The sequence below is a fragment of the uncultured Thiodictyon sp. genome, from assembly GCA_903837595.1.
Classification (GTDB): Bacteria; Pseudomonadota; Gammaproteobacteria; order Chromatiales; family Chromatiaceae; genus Thiodictyon.
Genome location: CAILVI010000031.1, coordinates 1 through 21,207 on the forward strand (window position 1 = coordinate 1; position 21,207 = coordinate 21,207).

Consider the following 21,207-nt stretch of genomic DNA (forward strand, 5'->3'; position numbering starts at 1 on the left):
AGTCCGGGCAGTAATGCCGGATCGCCCCGCCCTGGACCACCGCCGCCCAACTGGGAGGCAAGTCCGTGGCATCCAACACCGTCGCCTCGGCCCCGCACCCGTCGCACTCCACCAGGTGCCGCCGCGTCATGGCGTCACCACCGTTGCCGCCGGCAGCCCCGCCTCCTGGACGATCCGCGTCGCATACGGATCGGCCCCCGCCAGCAGCTCCGCATCGATCTGCGCGTAATCGCCCGGCGACGCCGCATCCCCCAGCACCCGCCGCGCCATGCGCTGGCGCACCAGCCGCTCTGCCGTGACGCCCATCCCGCCGGTCAACGCATCCAGATCCTCCTTCAGCCGCGCCGCCAAGTCCTGCACATCAAAGGTCCGCGGATACTGCGACTGTAGTTCGGCCGCGTCCTGCCCGTCCCACGCGCATGCCAATGCCCCGACCTGCCGCTCCGCCGTCTCCAGCGCCGCCGCAAACAGCCCCAGCGTCCGGTTCGCCGCCTGGAAGTGGAACGCGAGCGCCACGCCGCTCTTCGCCACCCCGCCGGTGAACTCCAGATTCGCAATCTCATAGATCTCGACCACCGTTTGCGCGATGGCCGCGTAATACAGTGTCAGCGGCCCATCCGGCGGGGCGAAATAGGCCGGAGACCCGCCTCCGGCCGGGTTGTACATCACGGCATTCGCCGCGCCGATGGTCAGCCCCGCTTCCCTGATTCGTTCCGCCTCCGCCGGGTCGGATACCGGCAGGGCCAGCGTCGACACCGTCTGATCCCGCTCGATGGAGCGCGCCTCTGAGTGACGGTTGAACAGATCCAGACAGGCCCCTACGATCGGCTCCGCCCACGGCGCCGCCCGCTCGGCGGTCAGGTCCATCAGCTCAGTCGAGTGCAGCCGGATCACCGGCACCCGGCCTAAGCCGTGCTGTCCGCGCATGAGCGCCCCGGTCTCGGGATCGGTGCAGAGGTCCTGCCCCAGCGCGTCGCGCGCCACCCACCATTGGGCCGCGTCCCACCCGCGGTAGATGAAACCCACATCGGTTGGCATGGCGGCGCCATAGACGGCCCCACCGGCCTGTTCGCGGAACACCACCCGTGCTACCGCTCCCAGCCGATCCAGCGCCAGGGCCGCCACGTCCGTCGGCCGCCGGATTACCACATAAGGTGCGCGCGCCAGTTCGTCCGCCCGCGTGCGCGCCTGGCCGGCCGGCCGATCCACCACCAGGTAGACCGTCCCCACCAGCATGGAGAGCAGCAGCGCCCGCCGCATGACGCTCTCGATCGGCCCGCCCACCCCATCCGCATTCGCTTGCAAGGCCACCCACGCCGGGGCATCCCCGGTGCGTTTCGCCGGGGCTGAAAACAGCGTCCCGACATAGGCGCCCAAGACCTTCCGGCAGTAGTTCCGGTAGGTCGCCAGCTCCTTACGCGCCTTGTATTTGTCGTCCAACTCCCGCGGATGCCGCACCAGATAGTCACCGCTGCGAAATCCACCCAGGCCAGTGTAGGCGTCCACCATCATCTGATCGGTCAGCATTGGCGCGCTCCGTACAGGCCCAGCAGGGCGGGATTGGCGATCAGTAGCGCGTCGAGCGCATGCTCCAAGGTCATCAAGTCCGGGTGCGTGAGGTCCAGTTGGTGCGAGTACTTGATGGCTTCCAGGCACTCGTGCAGCAGCGTCGTCCGCGCCACGTCATCCGGCAGTCCTGCCATGACGTCCATGGTCGCCATCGTCATGTCGCACTGCCCCAGCGAGATGGTGTCACCGAGCGGAGCGACCGACCGTCGCACGGTGTATCGGAGCCCCCCAACGTTGATTGAGTCGGGTAGATCACTCATAGCCCGCGTACCTCCAGCCACTCATACCCTGCCCCCCGGCTCGCCCCCACCCGCACCCAGTGCAGATACTGCGAGGTCGAATCCACCTGGTCGTCATTGGCCCCCGCCGGGAACCGGATCAACTCATCCAAGTACTCCGCCAGCCAGGGCGCGCCGCCATCCTCCGGCAGCCACACCAGCCCCGCCTCCACCGCCGCGGACTCCACGGCCATCCGCACCACCTTTGAGTCGACAGGGATGATCTCCACCACCGGCGTGCGCCAGGTACGGTCCGCCCGCAGGTCTTGGATCAAGGCCGCCCCGTGGGACTTCTTCTCGATCAGCAGCGTGGCCGGGCGCCAGCGGTCGCGCTCCACCACCACGGCACGCTTCAGCGCCGGATAGGTCAGACGCTCGCGCCGCACGTCCAGGAGGTAATACCCCAGCGCCGTCTCCGCCCAGGTCGTGCCCACCGAGTAATCGGCCGTCGGGTCGTCGGACTGCGCGCAATCCCAGGACTGCACGATCCGGATCGGATTGAGCGGCGCCGCCGAGTAGCGCCGGAACCAGCCGCGGCGCAGCAACGCCCCCTCCGCCGGTGTCGGGCGCCCCTGATACAGGCTGATCCAAGAGCCCCCCACCGCCCGCCGGATACGCTCCAGCGCTGCCACGTCATAGCGCCCCGGCGCCAGCGCGGCACCCTCCGGCCGCCCCAACAGGTCATTGATCTCGGCCAGCGCCGGCAGGTTGATGCGCACCCAATCCCCACTCTGGCCTTCCTCGGAGCGCTCCACCCGCCCGGACAGATCGTCGTAATGCCAGCGCGTCTGAATCAGCGTGATCCCGCCCTGGGGCTCCAGCCGGGTATAGAGATCGTCGGTGTACCAGTCCCACACCCGGTTGCGATAGGTCGGGCTCTCCGCCTCGGCGCGGCTCTTGGTCGGGTCATCCACGATGATCCAATCCGCCCCGTGCCCGGTCACCCCGGACCCCACGCCGATGGCCCGCACCCCGCCCTCGGCCGTCGTCTCCCAGTCCGCCGCCGTGTTGCGGTCCGCGGACAAGGCCACCCGGCCGCGGCACAGCCCGCGCGCGCGCCGGCTGAACTTCTCCGCCAGGGTCTGGCTATAGCCGCCGATCAGATAGCGCAGGGCCGGATCGCGCTCCAGCCGCCAGGCCGGGCCACGGATCGTGATTTGTTCGGATTTCCCGTGCCGCGGCGGCACGGACAGTTGCAGGCGCTTGATCACCCGCGGATAGATCAGATGGGGAAAGGAGGGCAGCCCAACGGGCGTCGGGTCGGCCGGCGCCCGTGGGTCACAGCGCTCCCACAGCTCTTGGAGCAGCACCAGATGCGGCCACTCCCAGGTCAGCCGCGGCGAGGTCTCGCTGCACCAGTCCCGGAAGGACAGCGCCGGCCTGTGCGCGTCCGCCGTCGCCTTGATCTTGGCCGCGACCTCGGCCGCCGCCCGGCGCGCCACCTCAGACCCCCGCGCCGTCGCAATGCGCGGCCAGCGGACCGGCAGCCGCGGACAACACCGCCGCCAAGGCCTCGGTGCGCTCCGGCAGGTGCTCGGACACCCACTGCGCCAGCCACTCTAGCGCCTCCGCCACCAGGTCCCCACGATTCAGCCCGGCCCCGGCGTCCAGGTCCCGCGCCAGAACCAGGCGCAGCCGCATTAGGTTGGCATACGCCGCCATGCTGCGTGGGTCCGGGGCCTGACCCGCCGCCGCTGCCGCGCGGAACGCCCCCTCATAGCGCCCAATCTGCTCATCGATCCCGGCGAGCATCGCCGTGCGATCGGTCTGCGCCGCCCGGGTCCGGCGCCGCTCCTCGGCATCATCCGCCGCCGCGCGCGCCACCCACCCCAACTGGTCGCGCCAGTCGGCAATGGTCTGCTTCGCGAGCGGCCACTCGTATTCCGCATCCAGCACCCGCAACGTCTCAGCCAAGTTCTGCCCCGCCGCGCGCCACACCCGATAGGCCAGCTCGCGTTGCGACGCCTTATAGCGCCCCGGCTGCGCGGCCATCTACTTCTCCGTGAGGCTGGGCACCGACACGCCCGGATCGGTACGCGCCCCAATCACCAGGTCCCGCCCGTCCGGCGTCAGCTCATAGTTTTCCAGGCTGATCCCCATCGCAAACCCGGAATGCGCCGTGAGATAGCCCCGTTGCGCTAGGTGCAGCATGTGCCGCTTCAGCGCCTGCGCCTGCGTGGGCATCCCCAGCAGATCCAGACAGCCGCGGATCGTCACCAGGTCCACCGAAGGCGCCGGGGCGTTGTACAGCACCGCCAGGATCATGCCCCGCTCGGCCAACGCCCGTTGCTGCCAAAACTCGTGCTGCGTCACGGCCCTTCCCCCGTCTGTGCGTGTAGTTCATGCCCCGCAAACCCCACCCGCCCGGCGATCATCCGCAGCACAATCGTCTGCTCCTCCGCCGCCCGCCGCGCCTCGGTCTGTGCCTGCGCCAGAGCCAGCGCCGCCGATGCCTGCGCCTGGATCGCCTCCGCCAGCGCCTTCTGGACCGTGGTCCGCGCCAGCTCCACATCCCGGAAGGCCGCAATCCCCACCGCCACCAGGCGCACCCCCGCCCAGATCGCCAGGCCAAAGAGCGCGGCAATGCCTGCCTTCTCGCTGAAGAGCGGTGCGAGGTCACTGATGGGGGGAAGGTCCATGCCCGCACGTTACCCCGCGGGGGATGCGGGACCGGCGTTAGCTGCACGGTTTTTAGAGTTGGGGGGGGCGACTGTTCCAACGCTTTTCCAACCAGTAACGTCACTGGTTGGAACGCTGTTGGAACATTCGGCGGGCTCCGGCTGTTCCATCGCTTTTCCATCCTGCCACGTCACCGGTTGGAAACCTGATGGAACTCCTAGGCCGAGCCTTGCGGCCCGGCGTTAGCTGCACAGTTTATTTTCGTCCCGATGTCCGCGGGGGCGGTTCCCGGGCGCATAAAGGCGGGGTGCACGTCCCTTTTCCCACGCGAGTCGAACATGACCACAGGTAGGCTACACCGGATCCTCTATGATGGGTCGCGATGGGTTCCAGCACTGGCGCCGGTCCTGTTAAACGCGTTCGGCTTTTTACTCGCGACCGAGATCGCTGAGTTTATGGGGTGGATCAAGGTCTGCCCGTGCTGAAAGAAATCAGGCTGCGCAATTTTGCGCAGCCTGATTTCACTGGCTTTTCTTTGCAAGGCGCATCACGTCTCTAGCCCGCTTTCGCCAAGCGGGAAACCGGCCAGGGATTGTTGCGCGTAGGAGCGGCCCCCAGGCCGCGACGCCATCACTCCGGCGCCTTGATCGGCCGTATACGCATTCCGCTCTCGGGTGGGGTCTTCAAGGCGATCGATAATTCCTCTCCGCGACAGACCGCAAAGTGCAGAAGCCCGAAAGCTCCCGAGTCAGCGGCGAACTGGGCGCCCTCGCGCTCCGAGCAGTAGAAGTCCTCAAACCCCGTATAGCCGCCAAAGCCATTCTTTGCGTTGACCTCCCCGCACAGGACGTGCACGAAGCCAGTCCCAGGGTTACGGCTGATGACGCGAAGCTCACGGTACCTTGCAGCGCCCGGGTCCTTGAGGCGGTTGCGGACCTCAGCCAGGCAGGCAGCGCCCGCCCGATCCTGAGCGATCCACAGGAACCCGTCGGTCGCGGTCCACGCGACCCAGACGAGCCCGCCGACGACGCAGCACGCCACCGGAATGCGCACCCTGTAATCCCCTTTGTGGTCTTTGACCCAACGTCCGGCCCTCTCCCCGGCATGGCGCGCGCCCTGCAACGCTTGGCGCACGCCGCACAACGCCTGGCGCGGACCGGTGAGCATCACCAAGGCAAATGCCAGGCTCAGCACCCAGCCCCACCAACGGAAGCCCAGGAAGAACGCACCAAAAAAAATGACCGTCACCAAGAGAAACCGGAGCATTTCTCGCGCCGTTGCCATGTTGTTTCCTCTGCTATTCCTCTGTCGATCGTGTCAGGCGGCCCGCCCGAAGCCCCAGGCCGCCGCCCACTCCTATTAGATGGACCCCCCATCGTCATCTGCCGGAGGCCCGGGGCCAGTGCCCCCGGCCCCCATCAGCGCCAAGAGCCCTCGCCACTGGGCGGTCGTCATACCCAGGATCAGCGACCACAGCGCCGCGTCCTCCGGCAACGTATCGATCAGCGCCGCCAACGCCCGTTGTTGCTCCACGGGTAGCGCGTCGAAACGCTGCCCCGTCCCTGGCTCCACCAGCACCGGCTCACCGTTGACCATCCCCATGATCGCCTTGTCCGGGTGTTCCTCTGCGGCGCGGAGGATGCTCGGTCGTGCGCGCGGTGCGCCAGTCCTAATGCCGACGACGACGTACTGCACGTCGACCCCTGCCGCTGCGACGCCAGCCAGATATTCCGCATCAGGACTCCTTTCGTCCTGCTCATAGTTGACTTGCGCCCTGCGTTTCACGCCCCCAGCCGCTGCCAACTCGTCTTGGTTCATCCCCAGACGTAGGCGCTCTTCTCTCAGTCTCGATCCGCGGGTGTTCATTTGGGCACATCTCTCTTGACAAGTGTTCGTCCGTGCACAAGACTATGTGCACACCTGAACACCTTGAGAACAGATTACCGCCATGACCGCCCTCTCGCCATCTGAAGTAGCCGCTGCCCTTGTAGGAAAGGGCCTCTGCTACGCCTCGTGGGCACGTTTGCGCGGGTACCAGAGCGCCACGGTGCGGCGGACTGTCACGCGCTGGGTCGGCACCGAGCGGACCCGGACCCCGCAAGGCCCTATCGCGCGCCGCATCCTCGCTGATCTCTCCCGGGATCTTGGTGTCGAGATCGTCCCCGGCATCCTCGACCCCATCCACGCCGCTCGCCAAGCGGCCTAACCACCACCCGGAGCATCCACCATGCCCGAACCCACCGCCACCACCGCCTTGGAGGCCCTGGCCAGCAAGGCGCGCACGCTCCAAAAGCGCCTGCGCCGTGGCCAGTTCCAGTTTGGCCCGGCGCATCTACTGCTCGGCCAGCGTCTGGCCGATCACCAGTCCGCCTGTCGCCAGACGGGAAACCGTCCCAACGCCCTGTGGGACACCCTCGGCCTCACCTCTGCGGCCGCGTATCGCCTGATCCGCGTCACCGTCACAGTGCAGCGTCATCCGCCCCTACGCGACCTAGCCGAACGGCAGTACTCCCACGCCATCTGCCTGATCGAGACCACCGACGACGAGCTGCTGTCCCAACTGGCCGGCGGCACCCACCCCGATCTGTCCATCGCCGACATCGCGCAGATGTCCGTGCGCGGCCTGCGCGCACGCCTGCAGAACCTGATGCGCGATTACGGCACCCCGGCGCCCCGCCGCGACCACCGCACCTGCACCGTCGGCCGACTGGCGGATCTGCTCGCCACCCTGCCGCGCGATCGGGCCATGACCTACTGCGAGTTCACGGCCCTGTTCGATCACTTAGTCCCCAACCCCGCCGCCGACAACGCGGCATAGCCACCACCCCGGAGCAATCCATGTCCAGCCCTCTACCCTCCACCGTCACCCTGCCCGCCGACGCCGTCGCGATGTACGACGGCCACGCAGTCACGACGAGCCTGAAGATCGCCGATATCTTCGGTCGGAACCACAAGGACGTGCTACGCGCTATCCGCGATCTGAGCGCCAATGCCCCCCAGGCATTTCATGAGCGCAATTTTGCGCCGATGTCCCGCGAGGTCACGGTCGGCAACGGTGCGACCCGTCCTGAGCGGTATTACAACATCACCCGCGACGGCTTCGTCCTTCTGGTCATGGGCTTCACCGGCCGCCAGGCGACCGCCTTCAAGATCGCCTACATCGACCGCTTCAACGCCATGGAACAGGCCCTGCACCAGCCCACCCCCTACACCCCCGACCAGTCCACCCTCGACCGCCTGGCCGCCTTCGAGGTCAACACCCAAGCCAACCTCACCGCCGCGCAACGCCTACTCACCACCGCCAAGCGCACCCCGCGCAACGCCGCGCGTGAGCGCGAGCAGGGTCAACTCATCGACCGGCTCCAAGGGGAAAACCTGCGCCTCTTCGCGCGCCTGTGCGCCGCCCATCGCCTGATCCTGCGCGACCCGCTGCTGTCCGACGTGGCGGAGTGGCACCCCCAGGGCCTGTCCGCCGAGAAGCTCGCCAAGCTCCACGACACCACCGCCGACCTCATCACCGACCTGGCCACCCAATGGCAGTCCGCCGGCCTGGTCCTCGACGAGTACACCCGCGCCCGCCTCGGCCTGGCCCGCAACGCGCTGGTGTTCTTGGGGGTGCAGTCATGAGCCCCACCGCCCTGATCCCCGGCGTCTACTGCGCCACCGTCGGCGAGCTGCACGCCCTGCTCGCCACCCTGCCGCCGGAGATGCCCATCAAGGGCCTCCTCGACGAGGCCATTTCCGTGGTCTATCGCCCGGAGGTCAACACCTGGCGCCCGGGCCAGTCCTACCTGCAACTCGAAGGCTACAACGCCGATTACGGCAATCTGCCCCACTGCTCGGAGGTCCTGTCATGAACTCACGTCAATCGCTCGCCCACCCCGTCGCGCCCGAACAACTGATCCGCTCGACCATGGCGCCGCAGCCCATGGATGCCGATGAACGCGCCGCGCGCCGTGAAGCCAATCGCGCGCGCGGCGTGGAGCTCGCGGCCATGCGCCGGGAACGCGATCTGGACCAGGAGCGGCGCGTCATGGCGCTGGAGCGTCAGCAGCAGTTCCGCCGCCCCGCGGGTCCGCCGCCCCACCCGGGGGAGTCGTGGAAGGCCCGCACGCGTCAGCGCCGCTTCCGCCGCCAGGTCGGCCCGGCCTGTGCTCGCGCAGGAGCCTAGCAGACCCATGCCACCACCCACACCACCCGGAGCACCCACCATGCCCATCACCCTGCCCACCGCTGCCCTCACGCTGCACGGCCCCCATGCGGAGGCCGCCTGTCAGGCCATGGCCGCCTGCATCGCGCTGTGCCGCGCCGGCTGCCGCCTGCGCAGCGCCCATTGCCACGATGATGTCCCCGTCATCACGGTCGACCGCCGGCCGCCCATCCGGCACCTGCGCCCGCAGCTCCTGAGCCGCGATGCCCACTGGTCCGACTTCAACGCGCCGATCATGGGCGTGATGGTCGCCTGGTCCGAGCCGCGTCGCCGCTCCGAGCTGCGGGGGAGGGCAGCATGAGCACGCGCGCCCCTGTCCGACGCTGGACGCCCGCGGAAGACGCGATTCTCACCGCCCTCTCGGTGGACGGCGGCCCGGTGGACGCCGCCGCCGCCCTGGCTGCCCTCACGGCCGCCGGCCATGAGCGCTCCGCCGGTGGTGTCACCTACCGCCTGCAGATGCTCGGCCTGTTCAGGGCCACCAAGCAGCCCTGGTGCGCGACCGAGTCGGCCATCATCGCCGCCGCGCTGGCGCAGCCCCCCACGCTCGGACTGCCCCAACTGGCCTTGGCCCTGGCCCGCCGCGGTTACCACCGCCCGCTCTCCACCATCGCGGACCATGTACGGGACCGCGGGACCGCGGCGGCCCCGTCGAGCCACCGCGTCCATCGCCCCGCCCCGCCACCCGCCCATCCGCTGGCCGCGAACGATGCCCAGCTGATCCCGTACGTCATCGGCCGCGTCTTTCCGGACTGGGCGAAGCAGGGAGCCGGCGCATGAACATACCCGTCCTGCCCCTGTGCGCCATTGCTGTGGCACTGCTGGCCCTGCTCATCGCCCTGGTCCGGCATCGCCGCGTCCACCACTGGAGCCCGGCGGTGACCGAGCGCGATGAGCATCTGGACCTCTGGGGGATCGGCTGATGGCGCCCATCCTTGGCACCTGCCCGCGCTGCCGCGGCACCGACACCATCGCCGCCTATCTGGCGGACCCCGAGACCCGCGCCTGTTGGTCCGCCCTGGAGCAGCGCCTGGGCGCCCACCCGGCCGTCCTGTCCCGCGTCCTGCCCTACCTGGACCTACACGCCCCGGACGCCAACGCCATGCACCTGCCCAAGCTGCGCCGGCTGATCGGCGAGCTGGCAGACCTGGTGTTGAGCGACCCCCAGACCCCGGCCGAGGTCTGGGCGCTGGCCATGGACGCCGCCATGGACGCCCGCCAAGCCGGGACGCTCCGCACCCCGCTGCCCGACGGCTTCGGCTGGCTGAAGTCCGTCGCCATCGCCAAGGCCAAGGACCCCGCCGCCTGTGCCGCCGCCCGCCAACTGGCGCGCGCGGCCCCCGTAGGAGCGGCCCCCGGCCGCGACGCCACCGCCGACGCCGCCCTGCGGGAGCTGGAGGACGACGTGCGGCACTGGTTCAATCTCGTGCACTTAGGCCTTGGCGGCCCCGGTGCAGCGACGGTTCTGGCCGACCTGCAAGCCAAGTACGAGGCCGCCACCGGTGGCCGCTGGATCGATCCCGCCGCGGAGCCCGCCCCATGACCATCGACGACCTGATCCGCATCGCCGGCATGGGCCTGGCCTGCGAGGGCATGGACGCGGGTACCACCCTGATCGTGCCCCCGGGCCATGAAGCCGTGCCCGGCTTCCCGGCCGGCCGCCTGCTGGTCGCCACCAAAGACGGCACCCGCTACCGCTACCCCGCCGCGCACCTCGTCATCTGGTGTCACGCCCAGCACGCCCGTCCCGACGCCCAGGCCATCACCACCCGCCCAATCACAGCAGCCACACAGGAGCCCGCCCATGTCTAGCCCCTCCCGCCGCAGCCTCGCGCAAGAGCTGGCCAGCGGCTACAGCGCCCTGCGCCAACTGGCCCGCGCCGCCCGCGCCCGCCCGGACCTGGCCGACCTGGTCGCCTTCGCCCGCACCGAGGGCATGGCCGCCGTCGCCAACACCCGCCGCGCCCTCATCCTCCCGGAGGTCCCCTATGTTTGAGCCCGCCGTCACCGGCCCCGTCACCCTGCCGCGCATCGAGCGCGAGGTCTTTGCCCTGCGCCAGCGCCTGGACGCCGCCGCCCAGACCCTGAGCGATTACGAGTCCCAGGTAGCCCCCATCCGCGACGCCTTCGCGCCGCAGATCCGGCGGCACGCCGCGGAGATCGCGGCGGTCAAGGTGGACCTGATCAAGCTCATCGCCGCCGGCCGCGGCCTGTTCGCGAAACCGAAGAGCCGCACCATCCACGGGGTCAAGGTCGGCCTGCGCAAGGAGCCCGACCGCTATGCCTGGCCCGCTGATGATGCCCTGGTCGCAACGATCAAGCAGCTCTGCACGCCTGAGGAACAGAAGGCCTACCTCGTCACCACCACCGTCGGCCGCAAGGACGCCATCCCCGCCGACGCACGCAAGCGCCTGGGCATCGGCTGCACCCCCGGCACCGACGCCGTGCTGGTAGACGAGCTGGCCACCGGCACCGGCGCCGCCCTGCTGGCGCTGCTTGCCCAACTGCCGGTGCCGGCAGAGGAGGCCGCGTGATGAACAGCACCACCCACCCCGGCGACCGAGACGCCACCCCCGAGCAGCTGCGCACCCGCGCCGCCGTCCACCGGGATTGGTCCGCCGAGCTGCGCCGCAACGCCGCCTATGCCGACAGCGCCCAGGCCCGCGGATTCGACGAGCTTGCCGCCCGCGAGCACGACGCCAAGGCCCAGGAACTGGAGGCGCGCGCCGCCGCCCTGGAGACCCCCAATGCCCACAGCTAAACCCGCCACCCTGCTCGGCCATACCGAGATCGTCGCCCACCTGGCCCAGTCCTTCGAACTGCCCCGCAGCGCGGTGCGCGATGTGCTCGACGGCCTGACGGAGACCCTGTCCTACACCCTCGCGCACGGCGGCCGGGCACGCATCGCCGGCCTTGGCATCTTCGAGGCGCCGGTGCGCCCCGCCCGCCAGGGCCGCGGCCTGGACGGCCAGCCCTACACCGTCCCCGCCCGCCGCCGCGTCACCCTGCGCCCCGACCGCTCCCTGTCCCGCGCCGTCGCCGAACCCGCCGTAGGAGCGGCCCCCAGCCGCGACGAGGCTACCCCGATGCACGAGGCCCGCGCGCTGACGCCGGGCCAAATCGAAGCGTTAGCCGACTATCGCGGGCAGGAGATCCCCTCATGATCCGCCACGCCATCATCTACCAGTTCACCGGCCCCACCCCGGCCCTGGCCGCCCTGGAGCAAGCCGCCGCCGCGCACCCAGCCCGTGCGCCTGGCCCCCCGGAGCCGAGCACCATCGGCTTTGGCCCGCTGCCATCCGGCGACCAGCTGCGCCACGTTGCCGGCCTCATCGCCCTGTCCGTGCGTCAGGAGCGCCGGCTGGTCCCGTCCTACGCCATCGCCTCCCGGCTCACCGCCGCGAGCCGGGAGGTCGAAGTGGCCACCGGCCAGCCCCTGAAGGGTCTCGCCCTGCGCGCCGCGCGCCAAGAGATCTACACCGCCCTGCTCGCCCAGGCCCTCACCACCGCCACCTCCTGCCTGCTGGTCATCGACCCCACCGCCGGCTGGCTACTGGTCGCCACCCCCAGCCGCCAGCGCGCGGAGGCCGCGGTCAGCCTGCTCCGTCATGCCCTGGATAGCCTGCCGGTGCGCCCCTGGGTCAAGGACCCCGCCGTCCTGGCGCAGACCATGGCGGCCTGGATCGCCGGCCAGGCCCGGCCGGCCGAGCTCTCCCTGGACGACGACGTGCAGTGGAGCGACGCCTCCGGCCAGGTACGCGCCCGCGGCGAGATCGACCTGGCGGAGTTGTGCGCCACCCAGCACGGGCGCCTGCCGGCGCACCTGCGGGTGACGTGGAATGAGGTCGTGACCTTCACCCTGTACGCCGATGGCCGTCTGGGTCGGCTGGACTTCGCCCCGGGCCTGGACTCGGAGGCCCCCGCGTTCGATGCCGACCTGACACTGGAGGGCGGGTCGCTGCGGGACGTCCTGGATGGGCTGTCCGCCCATGTCCCCGGAGATGCCCCATGAGCGACCAACCGACAAGCTGCGACTGCATCGACCAGGTGGATGTAGACCTCGCCAAGAGGGGCGTCCGGCTGATTACCACGACACCGATGAAGGGCCTTGCGTTACTCGAACAGCGCGTAACCCTCGCCGTCGAGCGGACGGATAGCAGGAGCAGACGCCCCCTGCCGTCCGTTCACGGGACCTTTTGCCCAATCTGCGGCAGGAAGTACGACAACGAGGTCCCGCAGTAATGGCCACCCCAGACGCACCAGCTGCCGAAGCCCCCGCCCGCGACTACACCAGCGAGCCCCAGCAGGTCGTGCTGACCCTCATCAGCGCCCTGCTGGACACCTGGCCGGACCCGCAGACCCCGACCACGCTCGCCGCGCGCACCGGCTACAGCCGCGACCAGTGCTACCGCGGTCTGCGCAATCTGGCCCTGGCCCGCCACGCCGAAGAGGTCGCCGCCGGCTGGACCATCGGCCCCGTCCTCACCACCGCCGCCGAGCGCATCCGCCAGCGCACCGCGGCGCTCCTTGCCACCTACCTCGGGAGAACCTCATGAGCACCGCCCCCGTCGCCCCCGGATCGGCGATCGACCTGCTGACCAGCGGAGTCCGGCCCGCCGTCGCCTATGTCGACCCCGAAAACGCCCAGAACGTCTATATCCGCGGCGTCCTGCCGGAGTGGATGAAACAGAAGATGCAGGAACAGGGCTACGACTCCGCCAAGAAGGACGACCGCGAGGCCTTCAAGGCGAACTACCTAATCGAGACCCGTAACCACCCCCAAGCCCGGACCCTCGACATCAGCGACACCCCCGCAGACACCACCGACCTGATCTTAGCCACCCAAACCCAGGTCGACCTGGAGGCGCTCAACCATGCAGCACTCGCGCCCGACACCCCCGGCACCGCCCTGACCCCCGCCACCGTCGACGGCGATTGGATCGCCCGGGAGACATCGATTCAACTGCTGGAGTCCGAGGCCCTCGGCGCGCGTGATGTCTACGTCCGCTCCACGATCGAACTGGGCCGCGTCCTCCTGGAGCACCGCGACCTCTGCCGCGACAACGGTGAGCGCACCCAAGCCCTGTGGGACCGCCTGGGTATCACCCCCGCCAGCGCCTACCGGCTGATCCGTGTGGCCGGCGCCGTCAAGGCGATGCCCAGCCTGCGCGACCTGGCCGAGCGCCAGTACAGTCACGCGATCGCACTGATCGAAGGCTCCGACGATGACCTGCTGCGCCAGATCGCCAGCGGCGAGCAGACCGAGCTGCCCCTGGACGATATCTCCCAGATGTCGGTCCGCACCCTGCGCACCCGGCTGCGCACCCTGACCGAGGACGTGGCCGGCGAGGTCAAGCGCGAGACCAAGGTGCTGACCAAGGAGCGGGATGCACTGGTCGGCGAAGTGGAGCACCTCAAGGCCTTGGTCGATCCCACCTGGCAAGGCCTGGCCACCGCCACCAAGCGCCTGCGCGCCGCCCAACAGGCCCTGGCCGATGAGTCCCGCGCGGTGCTGACCGTGCTGGAGCACATCACCGGAGACGATCCCGCCACGCGCCTTGCACTGGAGCAGGCGATCAGCGGCGGCGCCCGGCTGTTCGAGGCCCTGTGGAACCAGTACCAGGACCGCGCCCAGGCGGACTGGGCGGACACGACCGGGGAGTGATGCTTCTATGGTCACACCACAGGCAGCTGAGAAGTTGGCGCGCGACGCGCTTCAGCGGTACGTCAATGCGTGCGGCTGCAACACCCCAGAAGATAGCGCAAACGTCATGATGAAACTGGTGAGCATGTGCGGCCTGGCGATGTGCGCTGTGGTCGGCCAGCCTGAGGCAGTCGATAGGCTGCAAGGCACGACCGACTACATCGCGCAGACGCAATCCGGAGTGCAGTGGCGCACCGAGCGCGCGAACTAATCATGCCCACCCCCGCCCAACTCGCCAGCGCGCGAGACGACTGGAAGGCCGCACCGCGTACCGAAAAGGTCGCGGTGCTGGCCCGTTGGGCGGCGGCACTCGGCATCAGCGTGAGCACCCTGTACCGGCAGTTCAACGTGCTGGGCGATCGCGGCCCCGCCCGCCCGCGCGAAGACACCCGCCCCGAATATCGCGACTACGCCCGTGTCGTCATGCAGCAGATGGCCAAGAGCCCAGAGGGCACCATCCCCGTGCATCTGGCGCTCGACTCCTGCTTCAAGCCCAATCCCGATACCGGCGAGGTCCTGCTGCCACCGTCCGCCGCGCAGATGCCGCTCGCCACCCTGCAGCGCATTCTCACCGACGAACTGGGTGCCCGGCAGCGCAAGCGCCGCACCCGCCGCCTGCACGCGGACCACGCCAATCAGGCGTGGCTGATCGACGCCTCGACCTCCAAATATCTGACCGTCGAGCAGGAACTGCCCGACGGTGACTACGTGCTGCGCCTGTGGCGCAACCCCTTCCCGGCCAGCGGCTACAAGAACAAGCCCCTCGGCCCCGACCGCGCGCGCCTGATCTATTACGGCGTCTGGGAAATGCTCACCGGCTACAAGTCTGCCCGCCCCACGGTCGCCCGCGGCGAGACCGGCCTGGACGCCATGGAGTCCCTGGTCTACTTCTTCACCCAGCGCACCGACCCGCGCGATCCGCTGCACGGCCTGCCCGATGACCTGTGGAGCGACCAAGGCCCGCTCCTCAAGTACGGCGCGACCGCCGACCTGCTGGATCGCCTCGGGGTCAATGTGCCCCCCTGTGCCCCATACCAAAAGGAGCGCATGGGCGGTGTCGAGCAGGTCTGGGCACGCCTGTGGCAGTCCTTTGAGCAATCGATTTTTCTGCATGCACCCGCGACCGGGCGCTACGAACTGAAGCTGTCCCAACTCACCGCCCGCCTGGGCGAGTACCTGGCCCGGGAGAACGCGCGCACCAGCCGCAGCGATCCCACCCTGACCCGCGCCGCGCACTGGGTGCGCAGCATCAATCAGCAGGGCGGCGCCCGCCTGTGTCCGGCCAACCCGATCGAGACCCTGGCCAGGGAAAAGCGCTGCAAGGTGGACCAGTCCGGCATCATCCGCTGGGACAACACCGAGTACGAAGTCCCCAAGCTGCACAGCTGCTGGGTCATCGCCCGCCGCGCCCTGGACGGCTCCGGCCGTGTCGTCGTGGAAGACGAGCGCACCGGCGAGCGCTACGACGTAACGCCCTACCAGGGCCTCAAGTACAACGAATGGAAGGGCAGCCAGCCCGCGCTCCCCATCGACAAGGCCCGCGCCGCCGCCGCCGCACTGCCCCTGCCCGGCGATGTCTACGCCCCGGCGCCGGCCGACGCCGCCCCCGCCAACGTGGTCACCGGCCGCTTCGGCCCGCGCCAGCAGCCGGCCCGCGGACTGCCTGATCCCCTGGAGGCCGACCGCTATGCCTCCCTATCCGCCGCCATGGCGGAGTTCTTCCAGGTCTTCGGCGCCCCGCTGAGCGCCGAAAACCGCGCCGTCGTGGAGCAGCGCTTGCTGCGCGACGGCCTGCGCAAGGACGCGGTGCGCGAGCTCGCGCTGATCCTATCCACTGCCACCCGCACCACCGGAGCCGCATCATGAACCGCCACCTCACCCGCAAGGCATTCGGCCTGACCCGCGACCCATGGGCACGCCTGCGCCTGGACACCGCCGACACCAGCCGCGTCCGCGATATGCTCGATAGCGCCATCAATGATCAGGCCCTGGTGCAGATCGTTGGCGAGACCGGCATGGGCAAGTCCACCGCCTTCTGGTCCGGACTCGCCGGCCGGACCGACTTCACGCCGCAAACTGACCTGGTGGAGATCGTCCGCCTGGATCGCGACCGCCGCACCATCGCCGATGCCGTCTCCGCCATCTACCGCACCTTGGGCCTGCCGCGTCCGACGCGCGGCGAGGACCGCGACGCCCAGCTGCGCCAGGTCTTGGGCCAGGCGACCCGCGAGCGGGACGGCGGCCGCCGCACGCTGCTGCTGGTGGTCGATGATGCCCACCGGCTGCACTGGCAGACGGTGGACGCCCTGAAGGGACTGCGCGAACTGGCCTGGATGGGCCGCAGCCCGCTGATCGGCATCGTCCTGCTGTCCCAGCGTGACGCGCTCGGCAGCCGCAAGGAGATCAGGCAGCGCGCCGACACCCTGCACATGGCCGGTCTGACGACCGCCGAGGTCGCTACCGCCCTGGACCGCACCGTGGGTCACCTGATCGCCCCCGAGGCCCTGCCGATCATCACCAGCCACGCCGCCGGGCGGACCTGGAATGACATGATCGAGTGCACCGATATCGCCCTGAGTTTGGCCCTGACGGCCGACCATCAGAAGGTGGAGCGGATCGACGCCTTGCAGGCCACTGGCGCCGGGTTGAAGGCCATCGCCGAAGCCAGCGGCATCAGCCAGGCCGACTTGGCCCGCCAGACCGGCAGCAGTGAGACCACCATCAGCCGCGTGCTGTCCGGCCAGCGCGAAGACCGCGCGCTGCAGTCCCGCATCGCCGATATCCTCATGGGCGGGGCCGACTCGACGCCGCGGCAGGTCGCCGCCGGGGGCCGCTGATGGCCATCCGTCGCCCACTCGCCGACCACACCGACACCAGTGACCGGCTGACAACGCGCCAGGTCGCCGCCATCCACTCCCAGGTCACGCGGCTTGGACTGGACGATGCCACCTACCGCAAGGCCCTGGGACAGTACCGGTGTGGCACCACCGCACCGAGGCCCGGCCAACCCTGGCCCGCCAAGGGCGCCCCCTGCACCTCCAGCCTGCACCTCACCCGCCGCCAGGCCCGCGCCCTCATCACCCGTTGGGCGCTCGACGGCGCCCCCGTCGGCGGCGCCTACACCGGCTCGCGCCAAGCCGCCGAGGCACAGGCTGCAACCGGAGTGCACCCCCTTCCCACACCAGCGCAACGCGCCCTGATCGCCCACCTGATCCCCGAGATCCACTGGCGCGAGGCCGACGGCTACCACCTGTGGCTGACCGCCCGTCTCCACCAGGATCCCGCCACCGCCCCGCGCAGCTACCAGGATGCCGAGGCCATCATCGAGGGCCTCAAGGGCCTCCAGCGTCACGGCCATGGCCATGGCGCCCGCTGATCCCCTCATCGCCCCCGAGGTCCGCGTCTGGCTGGCCGGCGCAGACCTCGCCGTCAAGGGCTCCTACCGCATCGACGAGGTCATGCGCCTGCTCGACGTGAGCCGCCGCACCATCTACACCATGATCGAACGCGGTGACCTGGACACCGTCCGCACCAACCCCGACGGCCAACGCGCCACCCCCACGCGCATCCCCTTCCCATCCGTGGCAGCGCTCCTGAGCGACGACTGATGGCCATCGACCCCACCGAGAACGACACCCCACGGTCGGTAGCCGCCGCAGTCGCGATGGCCTCGACGATCCTCCAGGCGTGCGCCCTGGAGGGCGCCAAGGAGCGCACCGGCCAATCCCGCGGGCTGCGCCTAACCGCGATGACCCGACCCGGTACCATCATCTGGACCGACCCATCTACCGGCGAAGAGCGCTACAGCGCCCCCGGCGACCCGATGTACTCCACCGCCCTGATGCTCGCGACCGAGCTGATCGACCCTGACGGCCACCGCGTTCCCTGGCCCTGACACCCCGCCCCAGGTGTTGGCCCCACCAACACCCTGTTGGCCGCCCACCCCTCGCTTACCCGTCGCCTACCCGCTCCCCGCCGTTCTTTCGCATTTTTCGCGTTTTTCTTTCGCACGTCCCGGGTCAGATCGCCATTGCCGGGCTTGCCAGGCTTGTACTTCGCGTCGACGATGGCGCGGCCGACTTTATCCTCGAGTGACACCAAGAAATCCGGCCTAAGCTTCCATCGGTACTCGTTGGGCAGCGAAAAACACCGTTCCCGCTGAGCCTCTGGCTGACAGTCTGCATACCCAAGACAGACCCCAACCCAGGCCTCGAACAGACGATTACCGTCAAGAAAAAACGGCAGGGTGTGCTGGCCCTTGGTGGCGCAACCGGACGGGTCGAGATGCAGGCGGGTCAGCACCAACTCGGCCAGGGCCAGCGGCTCGGCATAGTGACGCATGGCCCCGTACCGACGCGCCGTCTTCCATTCCCGCGGAGCGATACGCTGCACCGGCACCGCGGTCAGCGCGGCGCGACCGAGGGCGCCCCAGTGCCAGACCGCGTCTGGCAGGACAGAGCGCGGTTGCTGGTGGAGCCAGCGCAGCCCCGCCGCCAACGCGGCCTTGAGTATGCGGTTTTCCAGGGTATCGCGCCCCAGCACCGTGAATTCGCAGACCATGCGGTCGGCACGGGCGCGGACCAGGTTCTCGCGGACCTGATCGGCGATCCGCACGCGCCCGCGTACCCGGCCCACCAGGTTCTCCTCGACGCGGCGGAAGTCCTCCCGCAGGTGCCGCCGCGCGAATTGGGCGAGGCAGTAGAGATAGGCCGTGACCTCGAGCAGCGTCAGTTGCGGCAGCTCGACGCCTTCGATCGGCGCCTGCGCCGGATCGCAGCCGAACAGCCGGTGGAACTCGACCCCAGTCTGTGTCGGCGGCGCCGCGAGCACCGCGGCAAAGACCGCGGCCAAGTCCAGCCGCTCCACCTTGGGACGCACGCACAGACAGGGGGCGTCGGCCCCCTCACCCAGACGCACCGCACCGATGAAGTGGGAACAGCGGATGCCCCCACCACTCCACCAGTGGAGGCCCAGGGTGCGTGGGTTGTCCGCGGCGGCCGGTGGGCTACCCTCCGAGCGGTTCCAGGTATGGTCGTGGCCGAAACCGGAGGCGAACGGCACGAGATTGACAGCCTCCGGAAGTGCGCTGCTCTTCCATCGCTGCCATTCACGCCCGGCCCGCAGGTCGGCCTTGGCGACCGGATAGCTCACTCAGTTGGCCTCCTGCGCGTCGGCCCCCTCAATGGGCGTATCGGCCGGCCCGTCATCGGCGGTACGGTCGGCCCCTTGCGGCGCGCCGTCGGCGAGCGGCGCCTGCACCAGGGCCGCATTCGGGCACAACGCGATTTTCAGCCGTGCCATTAGCTCCGACGCCGGCTCCACCTGCGTTAGCGTGATCGGCTTGATGCCGGGTACCGTGAGCGCGGAACCGGTCAGAATCCCGTCCTTCACGTATTCGCGCAGCAGCGGTACTACCTGATAGACGAACTTGTGCAGCAAGTGGTCGCAGTCCCTCGCGAAAAAATAGGTGTGTCCCGGCTGCACATCGTCTGCGTACACCTCCGCCGAGAGCGCCCCGCCAGGCCCGAACAGCGCCCCCACCGCATTGAACAGGACGAGTGCGGCCGTGCGTACCGAGGCGTTTGCGTAGTTCCAGTTCTCGATCTCCTTAAGCGCCGGTGGCATAGGCGCAAACCCGAAGCGTCGGCGCACCGCGTAGTCGATATGCCCAATAGAACGGTCGGCCGCGTTCATCGTACCAATGAGGTACAGGTTCTTCGGCACTGTCAGGCTGCACCCGTCCGGATGAACACCGTATGGGGTACGCACCGGCTGCCCGCGATACTCCAACGCATAGATCAACTCGCCGAGCACCGCGGCCAAGTTGGCGCGGTTGATCTCGTCGATGATCAGCACATGGGGCTGATCGGGTGTGGCAGCAGCACGTTTGCACAGGTCGCCGAATACGCGATTGACCGTATCATAGCGGACCCGCGCCGTGTTCTGATCCGTTTTGACCTGGATGCCGCGCACGAAGTCCTCATAGTTGTACGCCGGGTGGAACTGCACGATGTCCCAGCGGTCGCCCTGAGCAGCGAGAAAGTCGCCATGGTCGGGGTCTTGCGGATCGGTGCCAGCCGCGGGCTGAAAGTCCAGCAATTTGGCGCACAACCGCTTGGCCATAAAGGTCTTGCTGGTGCCCGGCGGCCCATGCAGGATGATTTGCCCCATCTCTTTGAGCAGGGTTTGCAGTTCCACGAGCATTTGATTTTGCCTCTCGTTGAGAAACTTCTGCCAGGCGTCTGGGCAGTAGACGGCCTCCCAGATCGGCATCAACTGGTCGAAGTATTCGAGGATCTCCTGCGCCATCGCTGCGATGGCTGCCGGATCGTCCTGCCAGGGCTGGAAGAATCGACCGAAGAAATAGAACACTGGCTCCGGCTGGGTGGGCACCTCGCAAAACCCATGATAATCCTGAAATCCCGGATGCGCAGGCGGCCCCTGCTCGTTCCAGATGATCGAGTGCAGCGGCTCGGGGAACCGGCCGACGAGCCGATTAAAACGTGCCCAGACCGTCGGAGGCCGCCGCCTAACTTGGCGCCCAGGGTTTGCAACGTTTGGCCATCCCCTGAAGCTTAACGCCAACCCGGCGCGCACTTGACCGGGATACTCGTGGCCCAACGCAACATTGAATTGCAACTCGTCCGTAGTTCCGGCTTTGGCGAGCGTCGGATCTACAACGCGCAACCCCATATAGCTACCGATAGGCATACATTCCCGGCGCCGCTGGACAAACGAAGCAAACGGATGCGCTCCGGTCCTCGCGAGGTCATTAATTTGGGTAATCAGATCGGCAAACGGCACGCACTCACCTCCAATTTCACACT

34 protein-coding genes are annotated in these 21,207 nt (G+C 68.9%); 24 read left to right on the forward strand and 10 right to left on the reverse strand.

Translation table 11 applies throughout. The features are described from left to right. Positions 1-126 precede the first annotated feature (126 nt). The 8 genes from QZY44_RS01945 to QZY44_RS01980 form a co-directional block, all read right to left on the reverse strand. Entirely contained in the window at positions 127-1,527 is a 1,401-nt protein-coding gene (locus tag QZY44_RS01945; protein ID WP_295441511.1) for a hypothetical protein, read from the reverse strand. Further along, positions 1,521-1,829, reverse strand: a complete 309-nt coding sequence (locus QZY44_RS01950) for a hypothetical protein (RefSeq protein ID WP_295441515.1) — start codon at positions 1,827-1,829, stop codon at positions 1,521-1,523. The genes QZY44_RS01945 and QZY44_RS01950 overlap by 7 nt, the downstream gene beginning before the upstream one ends. Then, positions 1,826-3,289 carry a phage terminase large subunit gene (gene terL / locus QZY44_RS01955; protein WP_295441517.1) on the reverse strand — a complete coding sequence of 488 codons (1,464 nt, stop codon included), beginning with the start codon at positions 3,287-3,289 and terminating at the stop codon, positions 1,826-1,828. The genes QZY44_RS01950 and terL overlap by 4 nt, the downstream gene beginning before the upstream one ends. Position 3,290: 1 nt before the next feature. Beyond that, positions 3,291-3,839, reverse strand: coding sequence for a hypothetical protein (locus QZY44_RS01960; protein ID WP_295441520.1), 549 nt, complete (start codon positions 3,837-3,839; stop codon positions 3,291-3,293). Continuing rightward, positions 3,840-4,160, reverse strand: coding sequence for a hypothetical protein (locus QZY44_RS01965; RefSeq protein ID WP_295441522.1), 321 nt, complete (start codon positions 4,158-4,160; stop codon positions 3,840-3,842). It abuts the gene before it with no gap. Beyond that, positions 4,157-4,486 carry a hypothetical protein gene (locus tag QZY44_RS01970; protein ID WP_295441524.1) on the reverse strand — a complete coding sequence of 110 codons (330 nt, stop codon included), beginning with the start codon at positions 4,484-4,486 and terminating at the stop codon, positions 4,157-4,159. The genes QZY44_RS01965 and QZY44_RS01970 overlap by 4 nt, the downstream gene beginning before the upstream one ends. A 610-nt stretch (positions 4,487-5,096) precedes the next feature. Continuing rightward, the gene (locus tag QZY44_RS01975; RefSeq protein ID WP_295441525.1) at positions 5,097-5,750 is read right to left on the reverse strand and encodes a hypothetical protein; all 654 of its coding nucleotides are present in this window, start codon (positions 5,748-5,750) and stop codon (positions 5,097-5,099) included. Positions 5,751-5,825: 75 nt separating this feature from the next. Next, entirely contained in the window at positions 5,826-6,332 is a 507-nt protein-coding gene (locus tag QZY44_RS01980) for a helix-turn-helix transcriptional regulator (protein ID WP_295441527.1), read from the reverse strand. A gap of 181 nt (positions 6,333-6,513) precedes the next feature. Here QZY44_RS01980 and QZY44_RS01985 point away from each other — a divergent pair, with 181 nt between their 5' ends. Genes QZY44_RS01985 through QZY44_RS02100 form a run of 24 tightly spaced genes read left to right on the forward strand, consistent with a single transcriptional unit; the run spans position 6,514 to position 18,275 of the window. Next, positions 6,514-6,672 carry a hypothetical protein gene (locus tag QZY44_RS01985; protein ID WP_295441529.1) on the forward strand — a complete coding sequence of 53 codons (159 nt, stop codon included), beginning with the start codon at positions 6,514-6,516 and terminating at the stop codon, positions 6,670-6,672. 21 nt (positions 6,673-6,693) lie between these two features. Beyond that, on the forward strand, positions 6,694-7,284 hold the full coding sequence (locus QZY44_RS01990; protein ID WP_295441532.1) for a hypothetical protein: 591 nt from the start codon (positions 6,694-6,696) through the stop codon (positions 7,282-7,284). Positions 7,285-7,304: 20 nt separating this feature from the next. Further along, the gene (locus tag QZY44_RS01995) at positions 7,305-8,093 is read left to right on the forward strand and encodes a Rha family transcriptional regulator (RefSeq protein ID WP_295441535.1); all 789 of its coding nucleotides are present in this window, start codon (positions 7,305-7,307) and stop codon (positions 8,091-8,093) included. Then, on the forward strand, positions 8,090-8,323 hold the full coding sequence (locus QZY44_RS02000; protein ID WP_295441539.1) for a hypothetical protein: 234 nt from the start codon (positions 8,090-8,092) through the stop codon (positions 8,321-8,323). The genes QZY44_RS01995 and QZY44_RS02000 overlap by 4 nt, the downstream gene beginning before the upstream one ends. Then, complete coding sequence (locus QZY44_RS02005) at positions 8,320-8,637, forward strand: hypothetical protein (protein WP_295441542.1); 318 nt, start codon at positions 8,320-8,322, stop codon at positions 8,635-8,637. Before QZY44_RS02000 ends, QZY44_RS02005 begins: the two co-directional genes overlap by 4 nt. Positions 8,638-8,644: 7 nt before the next feature. After that, positions 8,645-8,977, forward strand: coding sequence for a hypothetical protein (locus QZY44_RS02010; RefSeq protein WP_295441544.1), 333 nt, complete (start codon positions 8,645-8,647; stop codon positions 8,975-8,977). Continuing rightward, on the forward strand, positions 8,974-9,456 hold the full coding sequence (locus QZY44_RS02015) for a hypothetical protein (RefSeq protein ID WP_295441547.1): 483 nt from the start codon (positions 8,974-8,976) through the stop codon (positions 9,454-9,456). Before QZY44_RS02010 ends, QZY44_RS02015 begins: the two co-directional genes overlap by 4 nt. Further along, on the forward strand, positions 9,453-9,599 hold the full coding sequence (locus tag QZY44_RS02020) for a hypothetical protein (protein ID WP_295441550.1): 147 nt from the start codon (positions 9,453-9,455) through the stop codon (positions 9,597-9,599). Before QZY44_RS02015 ends, QZY44_RS02020 begins: the two co-directional genes overlap by 4 nt. Beyond that, positions 9,599-10,219 carry a hypothetical protein gene (locus QZY44_RS02025; protein WP_295441552.1) on the forward strand — a complete coding sequence of 207 codons (621 nt, stop codon included), beginning with the start codon at positions 9,599-9,601 and terminating at the stop codon, positions 10,217-10,219. The genes QZY44_RS02020 and QZY44_RS02025 overlap by 1 nt, the downstream gene beginning before the upstream one ends. Then, a complete protein-coding gene (locus QZY44_RS02030; RefSeq protein WP_295441555.1) occupies positions 10,216-10,488 on the forward strand; it encodes a hypothetical protein in 273 nt (90 codons plus the stop codon). Before QZY44_RS02025 ends, QZY44_RS02030 begins: the two co-directional genes overlap by 4 nt. Next, positions 10,481-10,672: a hypothetical protein gene (locus QZY44_RS02035; RefSeq protein WP_295441557.1), complete on the forward strand. Its 192-nt coding sequence runs from the start codon at positions 10,481-10,483 to the stop codon at positions 10,670-10,672. Before QZY44_RS02030 ends, QZY44_RS02035 begins: the two co-directional genes overlap by 8 nt. Then, positions 10,665-11,210 carry a hypothetical protein gene (locus QZY44_RS02040; protein ID WP_295441560.1) on the forward strand — a complete coding sequence of 182 codons (546 nt, stop codon included), beginning with the start codon at positions 10,665-10,667 and terminating at the stop codon, positions 11,208-11,210. The genes QZY44_RS02035 and QZY44_RS02040 overlap by 8 nt, the downstream gene beginning before the upstream one ends. After that, on the forward strand, positions 11,210-11,437 hold the full coding sequence (locus tag QZY44_RS02045) for a hypothetical protein (RefSeq protein ID WP_295441564.1): 228 nt from the start codon (positions 11,210-11,212) through the stop codon (positions 11,435-11,437). The genes QZY44_RS02040 and QZY44_RS02045 overlap by 1 nt, the downstream gene beginning before the upstream one ends. Continuing rightward, positions 11,424-11,840 carry an HU family DNA-binding protein gene (locus QZY44_RS02050; RefSeq protein ID WP_295441565.1) on the forward strand — a complete coding sequence of 139 codons (417 nt, stop codon included), beginning with the start codon at positions 11,424-11,426 and terminating at the stop codon, positions 11,838-11,840. The genes QZY44_RS02045 and QZY44_RS02050 overlap by 14 nt, the downstream gene beginning before the upstream one ends. Then, on the forward strand, positions 11,837-12,688 hold the full coding sequence (gene rdgC / locus QZY44_RS02055; RefSeq protein WP_295441567.1) for a recombination-associated protein RdgC: 852 nt from the start codon (positions 11,837-11,839) through the stop codon (positions 12,686-12,688). Before QZY44_RS02050 ends, rdgC begins: the two co-directional genes overlap by 4 nt. Further along, positions 12,685-12,918, forward strand: coding sequence for a hypothetical protein (locus tag QZY44_RS02060; protein ID WP_295441570.1), 234 nt, complete (start codon positions 12,685-12,687; stop codon positions 12,916-12,918). Before rdgC ends, QZY44_RS02060 begins: the two co-directional genes overlap by 4 nt. Next, a complete protein-coding gene (locus tag QZY44_RS02065) occupies positions 12,918-13,232 on the forward strand; it encodes a hypothetical protein (protein WP_295441573.1) in 315 nt (104 codons plus the stop codon). Before QZY44_RS02060 ends, QZY44_RS02065 begins: the two co-directional genes overlap by 1 nt. After that, positions 13,229-14,341, forward strand: coding sequence for a hypothetical protein (locus tag QZY44_RS02070; RefSeq protein ID WP_295441575.1), 1,113 nt, complete (start codon positions 13,229-13,231; stop codon positions 14,339-14,341). Before QZY44_RS02065 ends, QZY44_RS02070 begins: the two co-directional genes overlap by 4 nt. 7 nt (positions 14,342-14,348) lie before the next feature. Continuing rightward, on the forward strand, positions 14,349-14,591 hold the full coding sequence (locus tag QZY44_RS02075; protein WP_295441577.1) for a hypothetical protein: 243 nt from the start codon (positions 14,349-14,351) through the stop codon (positions 14,589-14,591). 2 nt (positions 14,592-14,593) lie between these two features. After that, complete coding sequence (locus QZY44_RS02080; RefSeq protein WP_295441579.1) at positions 14,594-16,246, forward strand: hypothetical protein; 1,653 nt, start codon at positions 14,594-14,596, stop codon at positions 16,244-16,246. Continuing rightward, the gene (locus QZY44_RS02085; RefSeq protein WP_295441582.1) at positions 16,243-17,217 is read left to right on the forward strand and encodes an AAA family ATPase; all 975 of its coding nucleotides are present in this window, start codon (positions 16,243-16,245) and stop codon (positions 17,215-17,217) included. The genes QZY44_RS02080 and QZY44_RS02085 overlap by 4 nt, the downstream gene beginning before the upstream one ends. Then, the gene (locus QZY44_RS02090) at positions 17,217-17,756 is read left to right on the forward strand and encodes a hypothetical protein (protein ID WP_295441584.1); all 540 of its coding nucleotides are present in this window, start codon (positions 17,217-17,219) and stop codon (positions 17,754-17,756) included. The genes QZY44_RS02085 and QZY44_RS02090 overlap by 1 nt, the downstream gene beginning before the upstream one ends. Then, complete coding sequence (locus QZY44_RS02095) at positions 17,743-17,988, forward strand: helix-turn-helix domain-containing protein (protein ID WP_295441587.1); 246 nt, start codon at positions 17,743-17,745, stop codon at positions 17,986-17,988. The genes QZY44_RS02090 and QZY44_RS02095 overlap by 14 nt, the downstream gene beginning before the upstream one ends. After that, positions 17,988-18,275 (forward strand): hypothetical protein, encoded by a 288-nt coding sequence (locus QZY44_RS02100; protein WP_295441590.1) that lies wholly within the window; start codon positions 17,988-17,990, stop codon positions 18,273-18,275. Before QZY44_RS02095 ends, QZY44_RS02100 begins: the two co-directional genes overlap by 1 nt. On the opposite strand, the gene QZY44_RS02105 is transcribed toward QZY44_RS02100, so the two are convergent. Next, the gene (locus tag QZY44_RS02105; protein ID WP_295441592.1) at positions 18,182-19,531 is read right to left on the reverse strand and encodes a hypothetical protein; all 1,350 of its coding nucleotides are present in this window, start codon (positions 19,529-19,531) and stop codon (positions 18,182-18,184) included. The two genes, QZY44_RS02100 and QZY44_RS02105, sit on opposite strands and share 94 nt — an antisense overlap. Next, positions 19,532-21,184, reverse strand: a complete 1,653-nt coding sequence (locus QZY44_RS02110) for an AAA family ATPase (RefSeq protein ID WP_295441594.1) — start codon at positions 21,182-21,184, stop codon at positions 19,532-19,534. Between the last annotated feature and the right edge of the window lie 23 nt (positions 21,185-21,207).